Consider the following 16043-nt stretch of genomic DNA (forward strand, 5'->3'; position numbering starts at 1 on the left):
GAACCTCATTGTACTAACCACGCAAAGCCGGCGAGGACTTCGGTCTGAACTGGTGGAGTCTGGGACCTTAATGGGTAGTAGTTTAGCGATGGGGTGACGCAGGAAGGTAGATGATCCCGGCCGGTGGTTGTGCCGGGGTAAGCGTGTAGGCCGTACCGTAGGCAAATCCGCGGTGCAATAGGCTGAGACGTGATGCCGAGCCGTTCTGGTGAAGTCATTGATCCTATGCTGCCGAGAAAAGCCTCTAGCGATGTTTCGAGCGGCCCGTACCCTAAACCGACACAGGTGGTCAGGTAGAGAATACCGAGGCGACGGGTGAACTGTGGTTAAGGAACTCGGCAAATTGCCCCCGTAACTTAGGGAGAAGGGGGGCCGGACGCGTGAAGCCCCTTGCGGGTGGAGCGTGGTATGGCCGCAGAGAGCAGGGGGAAGCGACTGTTTACTAAAAACACAGGTCCATGCCAAGTCGTAAGACGATGTATATGGACTGACGCCTGCCCGGTGCTGGAACGTTAAGGGGACCTGTTAGCTCTTCGGGGCGAGGCGGAGAACTTAAGCGCCAGTAAACGGCGGTGGTAACTATAACCATCCTAAGGTAGCGAAATTCCTTGTCGGGTAAGTTCCGACCTGCACGAATGGCGTAACGACTTCCCCACTGTCTCAACCACAGGCCCGGCGAAATTGCAGTACGAGTAAAGATGCTCGTTACGCGCGGCAGGACGGAAAGACCCCGGGACCTTTACTATAGCTTGACATTGGTATCTGAATTCGATTGTGTAGGATAGGTGGGAGACTGTGAAGCTCGGACGCCAGTTCGGGTGGAGTCATTGTTGAAATACCACTCTGTTGGGTTTGGGTATCTAACTTGCGGCCCTGATCGGGTCGAGGGACAGTGTCTGGTGGGTAGTTTAACTGGGGCGGTTGCCTCCTAAAGGGTAACGGAGGCGCCCAAAGGTTCCCTCAGCCTGGTTGGCAATCAGGTGTTGAGTGTAAGTGCACAAGGGAGCTTGACTGTGAGACTGACGGGTCGAGCAGGGACGAAAGTCGGGACTAGTGATCCGGCACTTGCGTGTGGAAGCGGTGTCGCTCAACGGATAAAAGGTACCCCGGGGATAACAGGCTGATCTTCCCCAAGAGTCCATATCGACGGGATGGTTTGGCACCTCGATGTCGGCTCGTCGCATCCTGGGGCTGTAGCAGGTCCCAAGGGTTGGGCTGTTCGCCCATTAAAGCGGTACGCGAGCTGGGTTTAGAACGTCGTGAGACAGTTCGGTCCCTATCCGCCGTGCGCGTTGGATACTTGAGAAGGGCTGTCCCTAGTACGAGAGGACCGGGACGGACGAACCTCTGGTGTGCCAGTTGTTCCGCCAGGAGCATGGCTGGTTGGCTACGTTCGGAAGGGATAACCGCTGAAAGCATCTAAGCGGGAAGCCTGCTTCGAGATGAGGTATCCCACCACCTTGAGTGGGTAAGGCTCCCAGCTAGACTACTGGGTTGATAGGCCGGAGATGTAAGCACGGTAACGTGTTGAGTTGACCGGTACTAATAGGCCGAGGGCTTAACCACCCTAAACATTTTACTTGCGTCCACTGTGTGATTCACAGCAAACGAACAACCACCCTGATTCGTAAGAGTCGGGTTGCTGGTTTGTTCTACCGCTGACCGTTGTTACGGTGGTCATAGCGGAGGGGAAACGCCCGGTCACATTCCGAACCCGGTAGCTAAGCCCTCCAGCGCCGATGGTACTGCACTCGGGAGGGTGTGGGAGAGTAGGACGCCGCCGGACTCAACTTACAGATTAGGCCCACCCCATTCGGGGTGGGCCTTTTCTTATTTGCCGGATATTTTGCCCGAAATCCGGGGCCAATCGAGTGACGGTGGCCCCCGGAGGCCGGCAACAGGTGTGACCGTCGCGGGTGGGATCGGTATGCTGGCGGGTAGGCCGTGACTGGCGCGTTCGGATGGTTGACCATCGGGGAGCGGCCTCGTCGAGATGACGACCTGCCGTGCGCCTGGGCCTCTTCGCTTACGTGATAGGGAGGTCCTTGTGTCTGAACTGAACGCTGAATCCACCGCTTTCCGCTCCGCCCTCGAGGTGGTCCGGTCCGTCGAGCCGCGCATCGCCGACGCGATCGCGAAGGAGCTCACCGACCAGCGCGAGTCGCTGAAGCTGATCGCCAGTGAGAACTACGCCTCGCCGGCCGTCCTGCTGGCGATGGGCAACTGGCTCTCCGACAAGTACGCCGAGGGCACGATCGGGCGCCGCTTCTACGCCGGCTGCCAGAACGTGGACACCGTCGAGTCGGTCGCCGTCGAGCACGCCAAGGCGCTGTTCGACGCTCCGTATGCGTATGTCCAGCCGCACTCCGGCATCGACGCGAACCTGGTCGCCTACTGGGCGATCCTGGCCGACCGCGTCGAGGTGCCGTACCTGAAGAAGTTCGAGAAGCGGCAGATCAACGACCTGACCGACGCCGAGTGGGCCGAGCTGCGGCAGGCGTTCGGCAACCAGCGGCTGCTCGGCATGTCGCTGGACGCCGGTGGGCACCTGACCCACGGGTTCCGTCCGAACATCTCCGGCAAGATGTTCGACCAGCGCTCCTACGGCGTCGACCCGGCGACCGGGCAGATCGACTACAAGGCGCTGCTGGAGTCGGCCAAGGAGTTCAAGCCGGCTGTGCTTGTCGGCGGCTACTCGGCGTACCCCCGCAAGGTGAATTTTGCCAAGATGCGGGAGATCGCCGACGAGGTGGGCGCGACCTTCATGGTCGACATGGCGCACTTCGCCGGGCTGGTCGCCGGTGGCGTGTTCACCGGGGACTACAACCCGATCCCGCACGCGCACATCGTCACCACCACCACCCACAAGAGCCTGCGGGGCCCGCGCGGTGGCGCCGTGTTCTGCCAGCCGGAGCTGTCGTCGCAGGTGGACCGTGGCTGCCCGATGGTCCTCGGCGGCCCGCTGCCGCACGTGATGGCCGCCAAGGCGATCGCGTTCGCGGAGGCCCGCCGGCCGGAGTTCGCGACGTACGCCCAGCAGATCGTCACCAACAGCCAGGCGCTCGCCGAGGGCCTGGCCAAGCGGGGCGTGCAGTTGGTCTCCGGTGGCACCGACAACCACCTGGTGCTGCTCGACGTGCACCCGTTCGGGCTGACCGGCCGCCAGGCCGAGCAGGCCCTGCTGGACAGCGGCATCGTCACGAACCGCAACGCGATCCCGTCCGACCCGAACGGTGCCTGGTACACGTCCGGCATCCGGATCGGCACCCCGGCCCTGACCTCGCGCGGCCTCGGCGTCGCGGAGATGGACCAGATCGCCGAGCTGATCCACACCGTCCTCGTGAACACCACCCCCGACGCTACGTCGAAGGCCAAGTTCACGCTGGACCCGGCCCTGTCCGAGGGCGTCGCCAAGCAGGCCACCGACCTGCTCGCGCCGTTCCCGCTCTACCCGTCGGTCAGCCTCGGCTGATCTCCGCCCGCGCCACTCGCCGAACCCGCCGTGACCCGGCCGGTCCGGGTGGGCCGACTCCGGTGCGCTCCGCGCCGGGATCGACTCACCGGATCCGGCCCACGGCGGGTTCGCGCGTTTCCCGGACCAGCGGCGGGATCAGGCTGTGCCCGCCGCTGCCGCTGCCGCCGACGACCGGCCGGCCCGGCGGTTGCGGATCCACTGGATGCCGGCGGTGCTCAGGCCGCCGGCCGTCCACAGGTAGACGACGACGAAGCAGGCGAATTTCAGCGCGGCGGCGGTCGAGTACAGCAGCGCGACCGTCGGGGAGATCGCGGCCGGGTCGGGCAGCATGACGAACGAGAACAGGTTCTCCAGGACGTCGAAGAGCGGGGCGGCGACCCCGAACCAGACCATTCGGCGGCCGATGCGGCGGCCGCGGCTGCCGGCCGGGAAGGCGCGGGCCACGGCGACCAGCAGCGCGGTGAAGAACAGCATGGTCGCGGCGATGAAGGCGAAGTCGACGAACTGGGTCTGCCAGTAGACGCCCAGCGTGCCGTGGCGCCGCATCTCCGCATACCACCCGGAGAGCTTGCCGGCGCTGAACGACAGCTGGCCGACGTAGTAGGGCACCGGGTAGCCGGAGCGGGCGTAGAAACCGTCCAGCACGGTCTGGGTGATGCGCTGGGCGGCGAAGCCGAGGGCGACGACGGAGATCAGGGCGGCGGGGCGAACCTTTTCATATTCCATGGAATAGATCCTGTACGCCGAGGCGGCTCGCGGTCAAGTATTCCGTGGAATATTATTGGCCGATGGAACGTCCGGAGACTCAGGGACGGGCTCTGCGCGAGCTCGCCATCGTCCATCAGCTGAGCAGCACCCGCCTGAACCGGGCGCTGCGCCCGCTCGGCATCACCCTCACGCACACCGCGGTGCTGTCGCATCTGGCGCAGGCGCCGCAGGGGTGCTCGGTCGGCGAGATCGCGGCGGCGATGGAGGTCAACCAGCCGGCCGTCTCCAAGACCCTGCGCACCCTCGTCGACCTGGGCGCGGTCGGGATCGAGGTGGCCGGGGACGACAGCCGGCGCCGGGAGGTCCGGCTGACCGCGCACGGCGGCGAACTGCTGGGCTCGGCCATGCGGGCGATGCACCCGGACGCGACGGTCGCCTTCGCCGGGCTCTCCGACGACCGGCTCGCCGCGCTGGTCGAGTTGCTGGGCGAGGTGCGGGTCAGGCTCGACGACGCACGCTCCCACGAGCGCTGACCCTTCGTACGGAAATAAATGTTTCTGAAGGCTTTTGGGAGTTGTGGCGAGACTCGACGGAACCGGTTCCGGAAGACCTGTTATCGATATTCATGTAACACGTCAGGTCGATTGTTACCGACGCGCTGACCTGCATGAATGGGTTTGGTGACGGCTTACCTGGTGAAACAGTGGCGGTCGCCGGTACCGGTTCCGGAACCTCGCAACATCCTGGACATCGATTGGTAACGACTCTTAGCGTCGTGGCACCGGGTGAGCGCTCTCCCAGTACGTCGTCGTCCCCCTCCTCCCGTCCTACCAGGAGACCCCCATGAGACGCTCCCGTTGGCGGAGCGGCGCGATCGTAGGCCTCACGGCCGCGGTTGTCGCCGGTTATGCCGCCATCACCATGACCGGCGCATCGGCAGCCGAGACGCTGCTGTCGCAGGGCAAGCCCGCGACCGCGTCGTCCACCGAAGCGGCCGGCGCCTACCTCGCCTCGGAAGCCGTCGACGGCAACGCCGGCACCCGCTGGGCGTCCGCCTTCTCGGACCCGCAGTGGCTGCAGGTCGACCTGGGCACCACCCAGTCGATCTCCCGGGTCGAACTGAACTGGGAGACCGCGGCCGGCAAGGCGTTCGAGATCCAGACCTCGAACAACGCCTCCAGCTGGACCTCGATCTACTCGACCACCACCTCCACCGGTGGCAACCAGAACCTGACGGTGAACGGCTCCGGCCGGTACGTCCGGATGTACGGCACCCAGCGCACCACCGGCTACGGCTACTCGCTGTGGGAGTTCAAGGTCTACGGCGGCGGCACCACCACGCCGACCGACCCGACCACCTCCCCGACCGGCCCGACCCTGCCGGGCGGCGGCAGCCTCGGCGCCCAGGTCACCGTCTTCGACCCGAGCCAGTCCTCGGCGTCGATCCAGGCGACCGCCGACGCGATCTTCGCGCAGCAGGAGACGAACCAGTTCGGTACCCAGCGCAACCTGCTGGCGTTCAAGCCGGGCACCTACAACGGCCTGAACATCCAGGTCGGGTTCAACACCTCGGTGATCGGTCTCGGTCAGAACCCGCAGGACGTGCGGATCAACGGCGACATCACCGTGGACGCCGGCTGGTTCCAGGGCAACGCGACCCAGAACTTCTGGCGCTCGGTCGAGAACATCTCGCTGTACCCGGTCTCCGGCGCCGACCGCTGGGCCGTGTCGCAGGCCGCGCCGTTCCGCCGGATGGACGTGCACGGTGACCTGAACCTGGCGCCGAACGGCTACGGCTGGGCGTCCGGTGGCTACATCGCCGACTCGCGGATCAGCGGCGTCGAGGGCCAGTACTCGCAGCAGCAGTGGTTCACCCGGAACAGCCAGATCGGCTCGAACTCCAACGCGGTCTGGAACCAGACCTTCGTCGGTGTCCAGGGCGCTCCGGCGAGCAGCTTCCCGAACCCGCCGTACACCACGATCGCGCAGACCCCGGTGATCCGGGAGAAGCCGTACCTGTACCTCAACGGCGGCAACTACGCGGTGTTCGTGCCCAGCCTGTCGACCAACTCGTCCGGGGTGAGCTGGGCGAACGGCAACACGCCGGGCACCAGCATCCCGCTGAGCCAGTTCTACGTGGCGAAGCCGGGCGACAGCGCGGCGACGATCAACCAGGCGCTGGCGCAGGGCCTCAACCTGATCTTCCAGCCGGGCGTCTACCACGTGAACCAGACGATCAACGTGACCCGGGCGAACACCGTGGTGATGGGTCTCGGCTACGCGACGATCATCCCGGACAACGGCGTCACCCCGGTCCAGGTGGCCGATGTGGACGGCGTGAAGATCGCCGGCCTGCTCTTCGACGCCGGCACCACCAACTCGGCGAACCTGCTGGTCATCGGCCCGAACGGCTCGTCGGCCAACCACGCGGCGAACCCGACCACGATCCAGGACGTGTTCTTCCGGATCGGCGGCTCGATCGCCGGCAAGGCCACCAACAGCCTGCTGGTGAACAGCAACAACGCGATCATCGACCACATCTGGGCGTGGCGCGCCGACCACGGCAACGCCGGGACCTACGGCTGGGCCGTCAACACGGCCGACAGTGGCCTGATCGTGAACGGTCAGAACGTGACCGCGTACGGCCTGTTCGTCGAGCACTACCAGAAGTACGAGGTGGTGTGGAACGGCAACGGCGGCAAGACGTACTTCCTGCAGAACGAGCAGCCGTACGACCCGCCGACGCAGGCCGCCTGGCGCTCCGGGGCCAACGGGTACGCCGCGTACAAGGTGGCCGACTCGGTGACCAGCCACGAGGCCTGGGGACTGGGCAGCTACTGCTACTTCAACGTGAACCCGAGCATCCACTCCAACAGCGGGTTCGAGGTGCCGGTGAACTCCGGCGTCAAGCTGCACAACCTGCTGACCGTCTCGCTCGGTGGCAACGGTGTGATCGACCACGTGGTCAACAACACCGGAGCGGCCGCGCAGGGGACGGCGACCGTGCCGGTCTACCTGAACAGCTTCAACTGACCGAACAGCTTCAACTGATCGCATAACGCATCGGATCGCGGCCCGCCATCGGTGGGCCGCGATCACTTTATGCAACAAGCGGGCAACTCCGTGTTGACACCGATGAATCAAGGGGCGTGTACTCCAAGGCAGCGTTGTCCCTCGATGTGGCGGAGGCAACATGCGCAGGTTGATGGCGGCCACGGGCTGCGTGGCGCTCCTGCTGACCGGCGCGGCCTGTAATCGGGGCACCGGTGAGCCGGTGGTCGGACTGATCACCAAAACGGACACGAACCCGTTCTTCGTGACGATGAAACACGGCGCCCAGAGCGCCGCCGAACAGCAGGGCCTCGACCTCCTGACGTTCGCCGGGAAGGTCGACGGCGACAACGAGGCTCAGGTGCAGGCGATCGAGAACCTCATCTCGTACGGCGCAAAAGGTTTTCTGATCACGCCGAACGACTCGAAGGCGATCGTGCCCTCACTGGACCGGGCGCATAAGGCGAACATGCTGGTGATCGCCCTGGACACGCCGGTCGATCCGCCGGACGCCGCGGACGCCACCTTCGCCACCGACAACTACCAGGCCGGAAAGCTGATCGGCGAGTGGGCCAAGGCGAAGTTCACCAAGGACGGCAAGACCGCGAAGATCGCGATGCTCGACCTCAATCCGAACCAGGTCTCCGTGGACGTCAAGCGGGACCAGGGCTTCCTGGAGGGGTTCGGGATCCCGAACGGCGACCCGAACCGGATCGGCGACGAGAACGACCCGCGGATCTCCGGGCACGACGTCACCGACGGCAACGAGGAGGGCGGCCGTACCGCGATGGAGAACCTGTTGCAGAAGGATCCGTCGATCAACCTGGTCTACACCATCAACGAGCCCGCGGCGGCCGGCGCGTACCAGGCGCTCAAGGCCGCCGGCCGGGACAAGGACGTCACGATCGTCTCGATCGACGGCGGCTGCCCGGGCGTGGACAACGTCGCGAACGGCGTCATCGGGGCCACCTCGATGCAGTTCCCGATCAAGATGGCCGAGCTCGCCGTCGAAGCGATCGCGAAGTACGCCAAGGACGGCACCAAACCGCAGAACACCGCCGGCAAGGACTTCTACGACACCGGCGTCCAGTTGATCACCGACGACCCGCAGGCCGGCGTGGAGGCCAAGGACTCCACGTGGGGCAAGCAGAACTGCTGGGGGTGAACTTTGAGTACGACGACCACCGCCGCCGACTTCGACGTACACCGGCACGACTCGTTCGGCCTGCGCCTGCAGCACGCGCTGCACGGCAATCCGGTCCTCGGGCCGCTGGCCGTACTGATCCTGGCGATCATCGCGTTCTCGATCGTCAACACCCGCTTCTTCGCCGCCGCCAACCTGTCGCTGGTGCTCCTGCAGGTCACCGTGATCGCCACGCTCGCGCTCGGGCAGACGCTGATCATCCTGACCGCCGGCATCGACCTGTCGGCCGGCGCGATCGCGGTCTTCTCCTCGGTCCTGATGGCCCAGTTCTGCTTCAAGGTCGGGATGCCCGCGGTGCTCGCACTGCTGCTCGGGCTGGCCTGCGGGACGGCGATGGGCGCGCTGAACGGATTCCTGGTCACCCGGATCAAGCTGCCCCCGTTCATCGTCACGCTCGGCACGCTGACCATCTTCTTCTCGCTGAACTCGGTGGTCAGCAACAGCGAGACGATCCGCGGCTCGGACATGCCGCACCTGATGACCTGGACCGGGGACACCATCGCGATCGGGAGCTTCCAGCTCAGCTACGGCTCGATCCTGATGCTGCTGCTGTTCGGCTTCTTCTGGTACGCGCTCGGCCGGACCGCCTGGGGCAAGCACGTCTACGCGACCGGGGACGACGCCGAGGCGGCGCGACTGGCCGGGATCCGTACCAGCAGGGTGCTCTTCTCGGTCTATACCGTCGCCGGGCTGCTCTACGCGATCGGCGGCTGGATCCTGATCGGACGACTCGCGTCGGCCAGCCCGAACGTCGGCACCGAGTACAACCTGGACTCGATCACCGCGGTCGTGCTCGGCGGGACCAGCCTCTTCGGCGGCCGGGGCGGGGTGCTCGGCACATTGATCGGCGCGCTGATCGTCGGCGTCTTCCGCAACGGGCTGCAACTGGCCGGGGTCGAGGTGGTCTGGCAGGGCTTCGCCATCGGCCTGCTGGTGTTGATCGCGGTGTCCCTGGACCAGTGGATCAGGAAGGTCAAGGGTTGATGACCGAGCCGGTTCTGCAAGCAAAAGGCCTGACCAAACGGTACGGGCGGGTGGTCGCGATCGACGGCAGCGACCTCGAGCTGCTGCCGGGCGAGATCCTCGCCGTGATCGGCGACAACGGCGCCGGCAAGTCCAGCCTGATCAAGGCGCTGTCCGGGGCGCTGATCCCGGACAGCGGCGAGATGCGGCTCGACGGCGTACCGGTGACGTTCCGCAATCCGATGGAGGCGCGCGCCGCCGGCATCGAGACCGTCTACCAGACCCTGGCGGTCGCGCCCGGCCTGGACATCGCGGACAACCTGTTCCTCGGCCGGGAGCAGCGCCGGCCCGGTGCGCTGGGCTCGGTCTTCCGGCTGCTGGACCGGCGGAAGATGCGCGACGAGGCCGCCCGGCACATGAGCGAGCTGGGCGTGGCCACCCTGCAGAACATCGGGCAGGCCGTCGAGTCGCTCTCCGGCGGTCAGCGGCAGGCGGTCGCGGTGGCCAGGGCGGCCGCCTTCGGCAGCAAGGTGGTGATCCTGGACGAGCCGACCGCGGCGCTCGGCGTGAAGGAGGGCAACCGGGTGCTGCAGCTGATCCGGGACGTCCGGGACCGCGGGCTGCCGGTGATCCTGATCAGTCACAACATGCCGCACGTGTTCGAGGTCGCCGACCGGATCCACATCCAGCGCCTGGGCCGGCGGATCGCGGTGATCACGCCGTCGTCGCACTCGATGTCGGACGCGGTCGCGATCATGACCGGTGCGGCCCCGCCGCCGGACGAGCCGGCGGCGGAACCGGCCTGACCTCAGACGTCGAAACCGCTGCGCCGGCGCCGGGTCAGCAGCAGCAGGCCCGCGCCGAGCAGGACGGTCAGCACGCCGGTCGCGGCGAGCGGGCCGGCGCCGGGGCCGGTGATCGGCAGGCCGGGCTCGTCGGTGTCGTCCCCGCCGGTCGGGGTGGCCGCCGGGCTGCAGGTCGCCGACGGGGTGGTGGTCGGGTTGGCGATCAGGGACGCCTTGTTGTTGCAGGTGTTGATGGTGTCGGCGAACTCCTTGGCGATCGTGACGGTGCCCTTGGCGTTCGGCGTGACCGTCACGATGCGCAGGGTGAAGTCGAAGAAGGTCGCCTTGGTGGCCACCAGGTAGAAGGGCACCTCGCAGCGCCACCTGGTCGCCTTCACCAGGACCGTCTCGCCCACCGGAGCGCAGTTCACCGGCGGCACCTGGCCGGCGAACTCGGTGCCCGGCGGGAGCGTGACGTCGGCCTCGGCCACCGACGCGATGTCGCTGAAGCGGGAGGCCGGGCCCCGGTTGTGGATCCCGACCCGGACCACCTTCTGGTCACCGGCCCGGCCGGTCAGGGTGGCGCCGACCGCGGCCAGGTCGGACTTGTTGGTGCCGGTCACCTTGACCTGCACGTCCTGGCTCGCGACGCCGACCTGCGGGACGGCCGCGGCCCGCGCGGTCGACAGCGTCTTCAGCACGAGGGCCGGGCCCTTGCCGAGCGCGCCGCCGCCACCGCCGGTGTCGGTGGCGTTCTGGTCGAATGCGGCGACGGTCCACCAGCGGAACTGCGCCTCCTGATGGCCGGGCGCCGGGGTGTCCTTGCGGAGTTTCAGGGGCAGCGTCACGCCGACCGTCTGCCCGGGCGCGATGTCGTCGGTGAAGCGGCAGTTCAGCAGGGTGTTCCGGAGGATCCCGCCGGTCGCGTAGCGGCAGTTACGGTTCAGCACGGTCGACTCGAAGGTCCAGTTGGCCTCGGTCGGCGCCAGCACGAGGCCGTGCACCGTGGTCTTCGAGGTGTTGGTGACCTGGAGGGCGGTCTGGAACGCGGCGCCGAACGCGAGGGTGAACGACTTCGCCGGCCCGCCCTTGAGGGTGACCGGCTCGGCCACCTCGATCTTGGCGGTGGCGGCGAGCGGGTCGACGGTCGTGTCGTCGGAGGTGAACCCCGCGTGCAGCGTGCCGGTGGCACCGACCGCGGCGCTCGCGTCGGCCTTCAGCTCGACCTGGAGGGGCACCCGGCCGCCCTGGCCCACCCCGTAACTCGGCTCGGTGCAGGTCACCTTGGTCGGCGCGACGCTGGTGCAGATGTCGTCGCTCTCCACCAGGGTGATCCCGGCCGGGCCGGCCGGCAGCTCGAAGGTCCAGACCGGGTTGCGGAACTGGATGGGTCCGGGGTCGTTCAGTGTCACGTTCACCGGGACCGTGGAACCCGGGGAGATGACCCGGTCCGACAGCCACAGATCGCTGGTCCCGGGGATGGCCTGCGCGGGGGCGGCCAGGCCGAGGGCGGCCACGCCGGCGGCGGCCAGGCCGGCCAGGAGGCGACGAACCGTACGGGAAGTCATCAGCGGGGTTTCCTTCGTGGCGAAACGAGCGTCAGCGAGGGCCGCGTCGGATCATAGGAAACTCACAGATCCTTCGGGGGCCTTCGATGGCGGTTATGCCGCTTTAGGTCCGCGATGCGAAAAGGCCGATCGTGATCCACAGGGTTATCCACAGATCGGGGCGAGTTATCCACAGCTAGTCGAAGGCGGCGATCCGGTGGTGGGAGTCGCCGCCGATCGTGGTGAAGTCGCCGCCCACCGCGATCGCGCCGAGCGCCCGGTTCACCGTGATCGCCCGGACGCCCTGGATCCCGTTGGCCTGCGGCGCCCAGCCGGTCAGGTCGCCGTCGGCGTCGATCGCGGCGAGCTTGACCCGGGAGCGGGAGTCCTCGGTGCAGTCGCCGAACTTGTCGACGTCCGCGCTGGTGCAGGCCCGGTCGAAGTGGCCGCCGACGTAGGCCGTGCCGTTCAGCACGCCGACCGCCTGGACGTCCCCGTCGAAGGTGCGGGACCAGCGCGGCCGGCCGGTGCTGGTCCAGGCCTGGGCGCGGCCACCGAGCCCGCCCAGACCGGCGTAGACCCCGTCGGCGTCGGCCGCCACCGCGTAGACCACCGCGGTCGGCTGCGGCCGGAAAGCCCGGTCCAGGGCTCCGCTGACGGCGTCGACCGCGGTCAGCCGCCGGGTCGAGCTGACGTCGTTCGTACGGTGGAAGCTCCCCGCCAGATACACCCGGCTCCCCGCCGTGGCCAGCGCGAACACCGTCGCGTCCGCGGTCGGCGCCCAGTCCTCGTCGAGCTCGCCGTCGCCGAGCCGGAACGCGGCCAGCCGGGTCCGCGCCACCCCGTCCACCGCGGTGAAGTCGCCACCCAGGTAGAGCCGCCCGTGCGCGACGGCCAGCGCCCGGGGATGGCCGTCGACCTCGTGCGCGAAGTCGCCGACCGCCCCGGACCGGGCGTCGAGCCGGGCCACCGCGTCCCGTTCCCGGCCGGCGATCGTGCCGAAGTCGCCGGCCGCGTAGACCGAGTCGTCGGTGGCGGCCAGCGCGCGAACCGTCCGGTCCGCGGCCGGCGCCCAGTCCAGCAGCCGTCCGGTGCGCGCGTCGAACGCGGCCAGCCGGCTCCGGTCCACCCGGCGCCCGTGCGTGGTCACCGCGGTGAAGTTTCCGCCGACGTAGACCGTGCCGCCCCGGAACGCCATCGCGTAGACCGACCCGTTGAAGGCCGGCAGATCGTCCCGGGCCGCCGAGCCGACCGCGGCGTACGCCGGTGAGCCGGCCAGAATGCTCACGACCGCGACGACACCGGCCGTGAGCGCGAGCCGCAACCGCTGTGAGATGCGCATGCCGGGTCAAACGGCGCGGCGCCCGCGGGGGATGCGGCGAAAGGCTCAGACCGTACCGCCGAGCGTCGATCAGTCCCGCATGCGGTTGCGCCGGTCACCTCGGCGGACAGGCGCCCGGACGAGCCGGCGTCTGTTCGCCACCTATGCTGCCGCCAGCCTGGTGCCGGTGATGGTGCTGGGTGCGGTGATGTGGCAGGGCATCCGCGCCGACGCCGCCGAGCAGGGGCGCCGGCAGGGCCTGGCCCAGGCGCAGGTGATCCTGGAGATGGCGGTCGGTCCCTCGCTGGACGGCGCCGACCTGGACGACGGGCTGACCACCAGCCAGCTGCAGGGCCTGCGGCGGGCCACCGAGCTGGCCGTCTTCCACGGGTCGGTGCTGCGGTTGCGGGTCCGCGGGTTCGCCGGCCAGGTGGTCTTCTCCGACGACGGCTCGACCGGTGGCGGGCTGCCGGTGGCGTCGCCGGACTTCCGCGCGGCGGCCGCCGGGCAGCCCCGGGTCAAGGTGATCGGCGCGCCCGGGCACGAGGTGATCCGGGTGGTGCAGCCGCTGGTGGCGTCCGCCTCCGGGCAGACGCTCGGGGTGCTGGAGCTGTATCTGCCGTACCAGGAGATCGCCGCGCACACGCGCGCCCAGCTCGCCGGGGTGACCTGGCGGGTGGCCGGTGGCCTGGCCGCGCTCTACCTGGTGCTGGCGCTGCTGGCGTGGTGGACCACCCGGTCGCTGAGCCGGTACGCGGCCCGCCAGGAGTACAACGCCACCCACGACATCCTGACCGGGCTGCCGAACCGGGCCGCGTACCGGAACCACGCCGAGGCGGTCCTCGCGGTCGCCGAGCGCGACGGCGGGCACGGCGCCGTGGTCCTGCTCGACCTCAACCGGTTCAAGGAGGTCAACGACACCCTCGGCCACCACGCCGGCGACGAGCTGCTGCGGGTGGTGTCCGCCCGGATGCGGGCCGGCCTGGACGGTGGCGACGTGCTGGCCCGGCTCGGCGGCGATGAGTTCGCCATGCTGCTGCCCGGCCGGGACGAGGCGCAGGCGGTCGCGGTGCTGGAGGGCATCCGCACCCGGGTCGCCGAGGAGCTGGTGCTCGACGGCGTCCCGCTGAACATGGAGGCGAGCTTCGGCATCGCGCTCTACCCCGAGCACGGCATCCACGTGCAGGACCTGAAGCTGCGCGCGGACGCCGCGATGTACCAGGGCAAACGCGGTACCGAGGACATCGTGGTGTTCCACGGCGGGACGGCCGGGCACCCGCATCAGTGGCTGAAGGTCCAGGCCGAGCTGCGGCACGCCCTGGAGCGCGACGAGCTGGTGCTCTGGTACCAGCCCAAGGTCGGGCTGCCGGGCGCCGGGATCAACGGCGTGGAGGCGCTGGTCCGCTGGCAGCACCCGGAACGCGGGCTGCTGCCGCCCGGCGAGTTCCTGCCGGCCGCCGAGCACTCCGGACTGATCGCCCCGCTCACCGAGTGGGTGCTGCGCCGCGCGCTGGCCGACCAGTCCGGCTGGACCGCGACCGGTCAGGACTGGACGCTCTCGGTCAACGTGTCGGCCCGCAACCTGGACGCCCCGGGCTTCACCGGCTACGTCGCGGCGCTGCTCGCCGAGACCGGCGCCCGCCCGGACCGGCTGATCCTGGAGGTCACCGAGACCGCGCTGGCCGGGGACGCGGACAGCGCGGTCCGGACCATCCACGAGCTCGGGGCGCTGGGCGTGGGCATCTCGGTGGACGACTTCGGCACCGGCTACACCAGCCTGTCGCACCTGCGCGGGCTGCCGATCACCGAGATCAAGATCGACCGGGCGTTCGTCGCGGACGTCGACCGGGACCCGCAGAGCCAGGCGATCGTCCGTTCGGTGATCGAGCTGGCGCACGGCCTGGGTGGCCGGGTCACCGCCGAGGGCGTCGAGACGGCCGAGATCCACCGCTGGCTCGTCGCGGCCGGCTGCGACGAGGCCCAGGGCTACCTGTACGGACGTCCGGTGCCCTGGCCGCAGGTCGCGGTCGAGCCGATCGTCGAACCGATCACCGAGAGGACCGCCCGATGAACGTCTTCCGTCGTGCCGTGACCGTCGCCGGGGTGCTGGCCGTGCTCGCGGCCGGTGGATGCGGCGGCTCGGCGGCCGAGTCCACCACGAGCGCCGGCCTGGACATGACCGGCGCGGTGACCGTCGACGAGAGCCTGCGCGCGAAGCTGCCGCAGACCGCCCGGGACAAGGGCTTCGTCCGGCTGGTGACGGACGCCAGCTACGCGCCGATGGAGTACTTCGCCGCCGACGGGCGCACCATCATCGGCTTCGAGCCGGATCTGGCCGCGGCGCTCGGCGCGGTGCTCGGCATCAAGGTCGAGATGGTGTTCGGCGACTTCGCCACCGCGCTGGACGAGGTGCGCAAGGGGACCTACGACGGGGTGTTCTCGTCGATGACCGACACCGCCGAACGGGAGAAGAAGGTCGACTTCGTCAACTACTTCAACACCGGGTCGTCGATCCTGGTGCAGCGCGGCAACCCGGAGCGGATCACCGGCCTGGCCGGCCTGTGCGGGCACCGGGTCGCGGTCGAGGCCGGCACCATCCAGGAGGAGATGCTCGGCCGGGACCAGGCGAAGTGCGGCGCCGACCCGATGATCCTGGACGTCGGCCGGACCGGCGCGGACGCGCTGCTGCGGCTGCGGACCGGGCGGACGGTGGCGCTGCTGCTCGACTACCCGCCGGCGGTGGCGCTGGTCTCCGACTCGCTGACCGACGCGTACTACGAGCTCGCCTCGGATCAGCAGTACGAGCCCGGCCTCTACGGGATCGCGGTGGCGAAGGACAACACCGCGCTGCGGGACGCGCTGCAGGCGGCGCTGGCCCGGCTGATCAGCACCGGGACCTACGGCGAGCTGCTCCAGCGCTGGAAGCTCACGACCGGCGGGGTGACCGAGGCGACGGTCAACGCCGGAGATTGACGGGTATTGCGGCTAC

General features: G+C 68.5%; 11 protein-coding genes, 2 rRNA genes and 1 riboswitch (1 of these 14 running past the window's edge). Of the genes, 10 read left to right on the top strand and 3 right to left on the bottom strand.

Features of this window, described 5'->3' with window-relative positions:
- The 3 genes from L3i22_RS02035 to L3i22_RS02045 all read left to right on the top strand — a co-directional run.
- Positions 1–1566: ribosomal RNA gene (locus tag L3i22_RS02035) — 23S ribosomal RNA — on the top strand; it begins 1514 nt to the left of the window's first position.
- A 103-nt stretch (positions 1567–1669) separates the two neighbouring features.
- Positions 1670–1786, top strand: a 5S ribosomal RNA gene (gene rrf / locus L3i22_RS02040).
- A gap of 148 nt (positions 1787–1934) precedes the next feature.
- Positions 1935–2025: riboswitch (ZMP/ZTP riboswitch) on the top strand.
- A 22-nt stretch (positions 2026–2047) separates the two neighbouring features.
- Complete coding sequence (locus L3i22_RS02045; RefSeq protein WP_221325304.1) at positions 2048–3472, top strand: glycine hydroxymethyltransferase; 1425 nt, start codon at positions 2048–2050, stop codon at positions 3470–3472.
- Between the two features lie 138 nt (positions 3473–3610).
- On the opposite strand, the gene L3i22_RS02050 is transcribed toward L3i22_RS02045, so the two are convergent.
- Complete coding sequence (locus L3i22_RS02050) at positions 3611–4201, bottom strand: hypothetical protein (protein ID WP_221325305.1); 591 nt, start codon at positions 4199–4201, stop codon at positions 3611–3613.
- 62 nt (positions 4202–4263) lie between these two features.
- Between L3i22_RS02050 and L3i22_RS02055 the strand changes: the two genes are divergently transcribed.
- From L3i22_RS02055 to L3i22_RS02075, 5 genes are all read left to right on the top strand, one after another.
- A complete protein-coding gene (locus L3i22_RS02055; RefSeq protein ID WP_221325306.1) occupies positions 4264–4716 on the top strand; it encodes a MarR family winged helix-turn-helix transcriptional regulator in 453 nt (150 codons plus the stop codon).
- 310 nt (positions 4717–5026) lie between these two features.
- Positions 5027–7216, top strand: coding sequence for a discoidin domain-containing protein (locus L3i22_RS02060; protein WP_221325307.1), 2190 nt, complete (start codon positions 5027–5029; stop codon positions 7214–7216).
- 160 nt (positions 7217–7376) lie between these two features.
- Positions 7377–8399: a sugar ABC transporter substrate-binding protein gene (locus L3i22_RS02065; RefSeq protein ID WP_221325308.1), complete on the top strand. Its 1023-nt coding sequence runs from the start codon at positions 7377–7379 to the stop codon at positions 8397–8399.
- Positions 8400–8402: 3 nt separating this feature from the next.
- Entirely contained in the window at positions 8403–9422 is a 1020-nt protein-coding gene (locus tag L3i22_RS02070; RefSeq protein WP_221325309.1) for an ABC transporter permease, read from the top strand.
- Positions 9422–10207, top strand: coding sequence for an ATP-binding cassette domain-containing protein (locus L3i22_RS02075; RefSeq protein ID WP_221325310.1), 786 nt, complete (start codon positions 9422–9424; stop codon positions 10205–10207). Before L3i22_RS02070 ends, L3i22_RS02075 begins: the two co-directional genes overlap by 1 nt.
- 2 nt (positions 10208–10209) lie before the next feature.
- On the opposite strand, the gene L3i22_RS02080 is transcribed toward L3i22_RS02075, so the two are convergent.
- Together L3i22_RS02080 and L3i22_RS02085 are read right to left on the bottom strand one after the other, a co-directional pair.
- Positions 10210–11754: a hypothetical protein gene (locus tag L3i22_RS02080; RefSeq protein WP_221325311.1), complete on the bottom strand. Its 1545-nt coding sequence runs from the start codon at positions 11752–11754 to the stop codon at positions 10210–10212.
- Between the two features lie 175 nt (positions 11755–11929).
- A complete protein-coding gene (locus tag L3i22_RS02085) occupies positions 11930–13075 on the bottom strand; it encodes a hypothetical protein (RefSeq protein WP_221325312.1) in 1146 nt (381 codons plus the stop codon).
- A gap of 169 nt (positions 13076–13244) precedes the next feature.
- On the opposite strand from L3i22_RS02085, the gene L3i22_RS02090 reads away from it, so the two are divergent.
- Both L3i22_RS02090 and L3i22_RS02095 read left to right on the top strand, forming a co-directional pair.
- Entirely contained in the window at positions 13245–15125 is a 1881-nt protein-coding gene (locus L3i22_RS02090; protein ID WP_255658639.1) for a bifunctional diguanylate cyclase/phosphodiesterase, read from the top strand.
- On the top strand, positions 15122–16027 hold the full coding sequence (locus L3i22_RS02095) for an ABC transporter substrate-binding protein (RefSeq protein ID WP_221325314.1): 906 nt from the start codon (positions 15122–15124) through the stop codon (positions 16025–16027). Before L3i22_RS02090 ends, L3i22_RS02095 begins: the two co-directional genes overlap by 4 nt.
- Positions 16028–16043 lie beyond the last annotated feature (16 nt).

The organism is Actinoplanes sp. L3-i22 (assembly GCF_019704555.1).
GTDB lineage: Bacteria > Actinomycetota > Actinomycetes > Mycobacteriales > Micromonosporaceae > Actinoplanes.

Bases quoted from the DNA above. Each gene is read 5' to 3' on its own strand.
- L3i22_RS02095 (WP_221325314.1), top strand. From the start codon at position 15,122: ATGAACGTCTTCCGTCGTGCCGTGACCGTCGCCGGGGTGCTGGCCGTG.
- L3i22_RS02065 (WP_221325308.1), top strand. From the start codon at position 7,377: ATGCGCAGGTTGATGGCGGCCACGGGCTGCGTGGCGCTCCTGCTGACC.
- L3i22_RS02085 (WP_221325312.1), bottom strand. From the start codon at position 13,075: ATGCGCATCTCACAGCGGTTGCGGCTCGCGCTCACGGCCGGTGTCGTC.
- L3i22_RS02080 (WP_221325311.1), bottom strand. From the start codon at position 11,754: ATGACTTCCCGTACGGTTCGTCGCCTCCTGGCCGGCCTGGCCGCCGCC.
- L3i22_RS02090 (WP_255658639.1), top strand. From the start codon at position 13,245: ATGGTGCTGGGTGCGGTGATGTGGCAGGGCATCCGCGCCGACGCCGCC.
- L3i22_RS02060 (WP_221325307.1), top strand. From the start codon at position 5,027: ATGAGACGCTCCCGTTGGCGGAGCGGCGCGATCGTAGGCCTCACGGCC.
- L3i22_RS02050 (WP_221325305.1), bottom strand. From the start codon at position 4,201: ATGGAATATGAAAAGGTTCGCCCCGCCGCCCTGATCTCCGTCGTCGCC.
- L3i22_RS02075 (WP_221325310.1), top strand. From the start codon at position 9,422: ATGACCGAGCCGGTTCTGCAAGCAAAAGGCCTGACCAAACGGTACGGG.
- L3i22_RS02055 (WP_221325306.1), top strand. From the start codon at position 4,264: ATGGAACGTCCGGAGACTCAGGGACGGGCTCTGCGCGAGCTCGCCATC.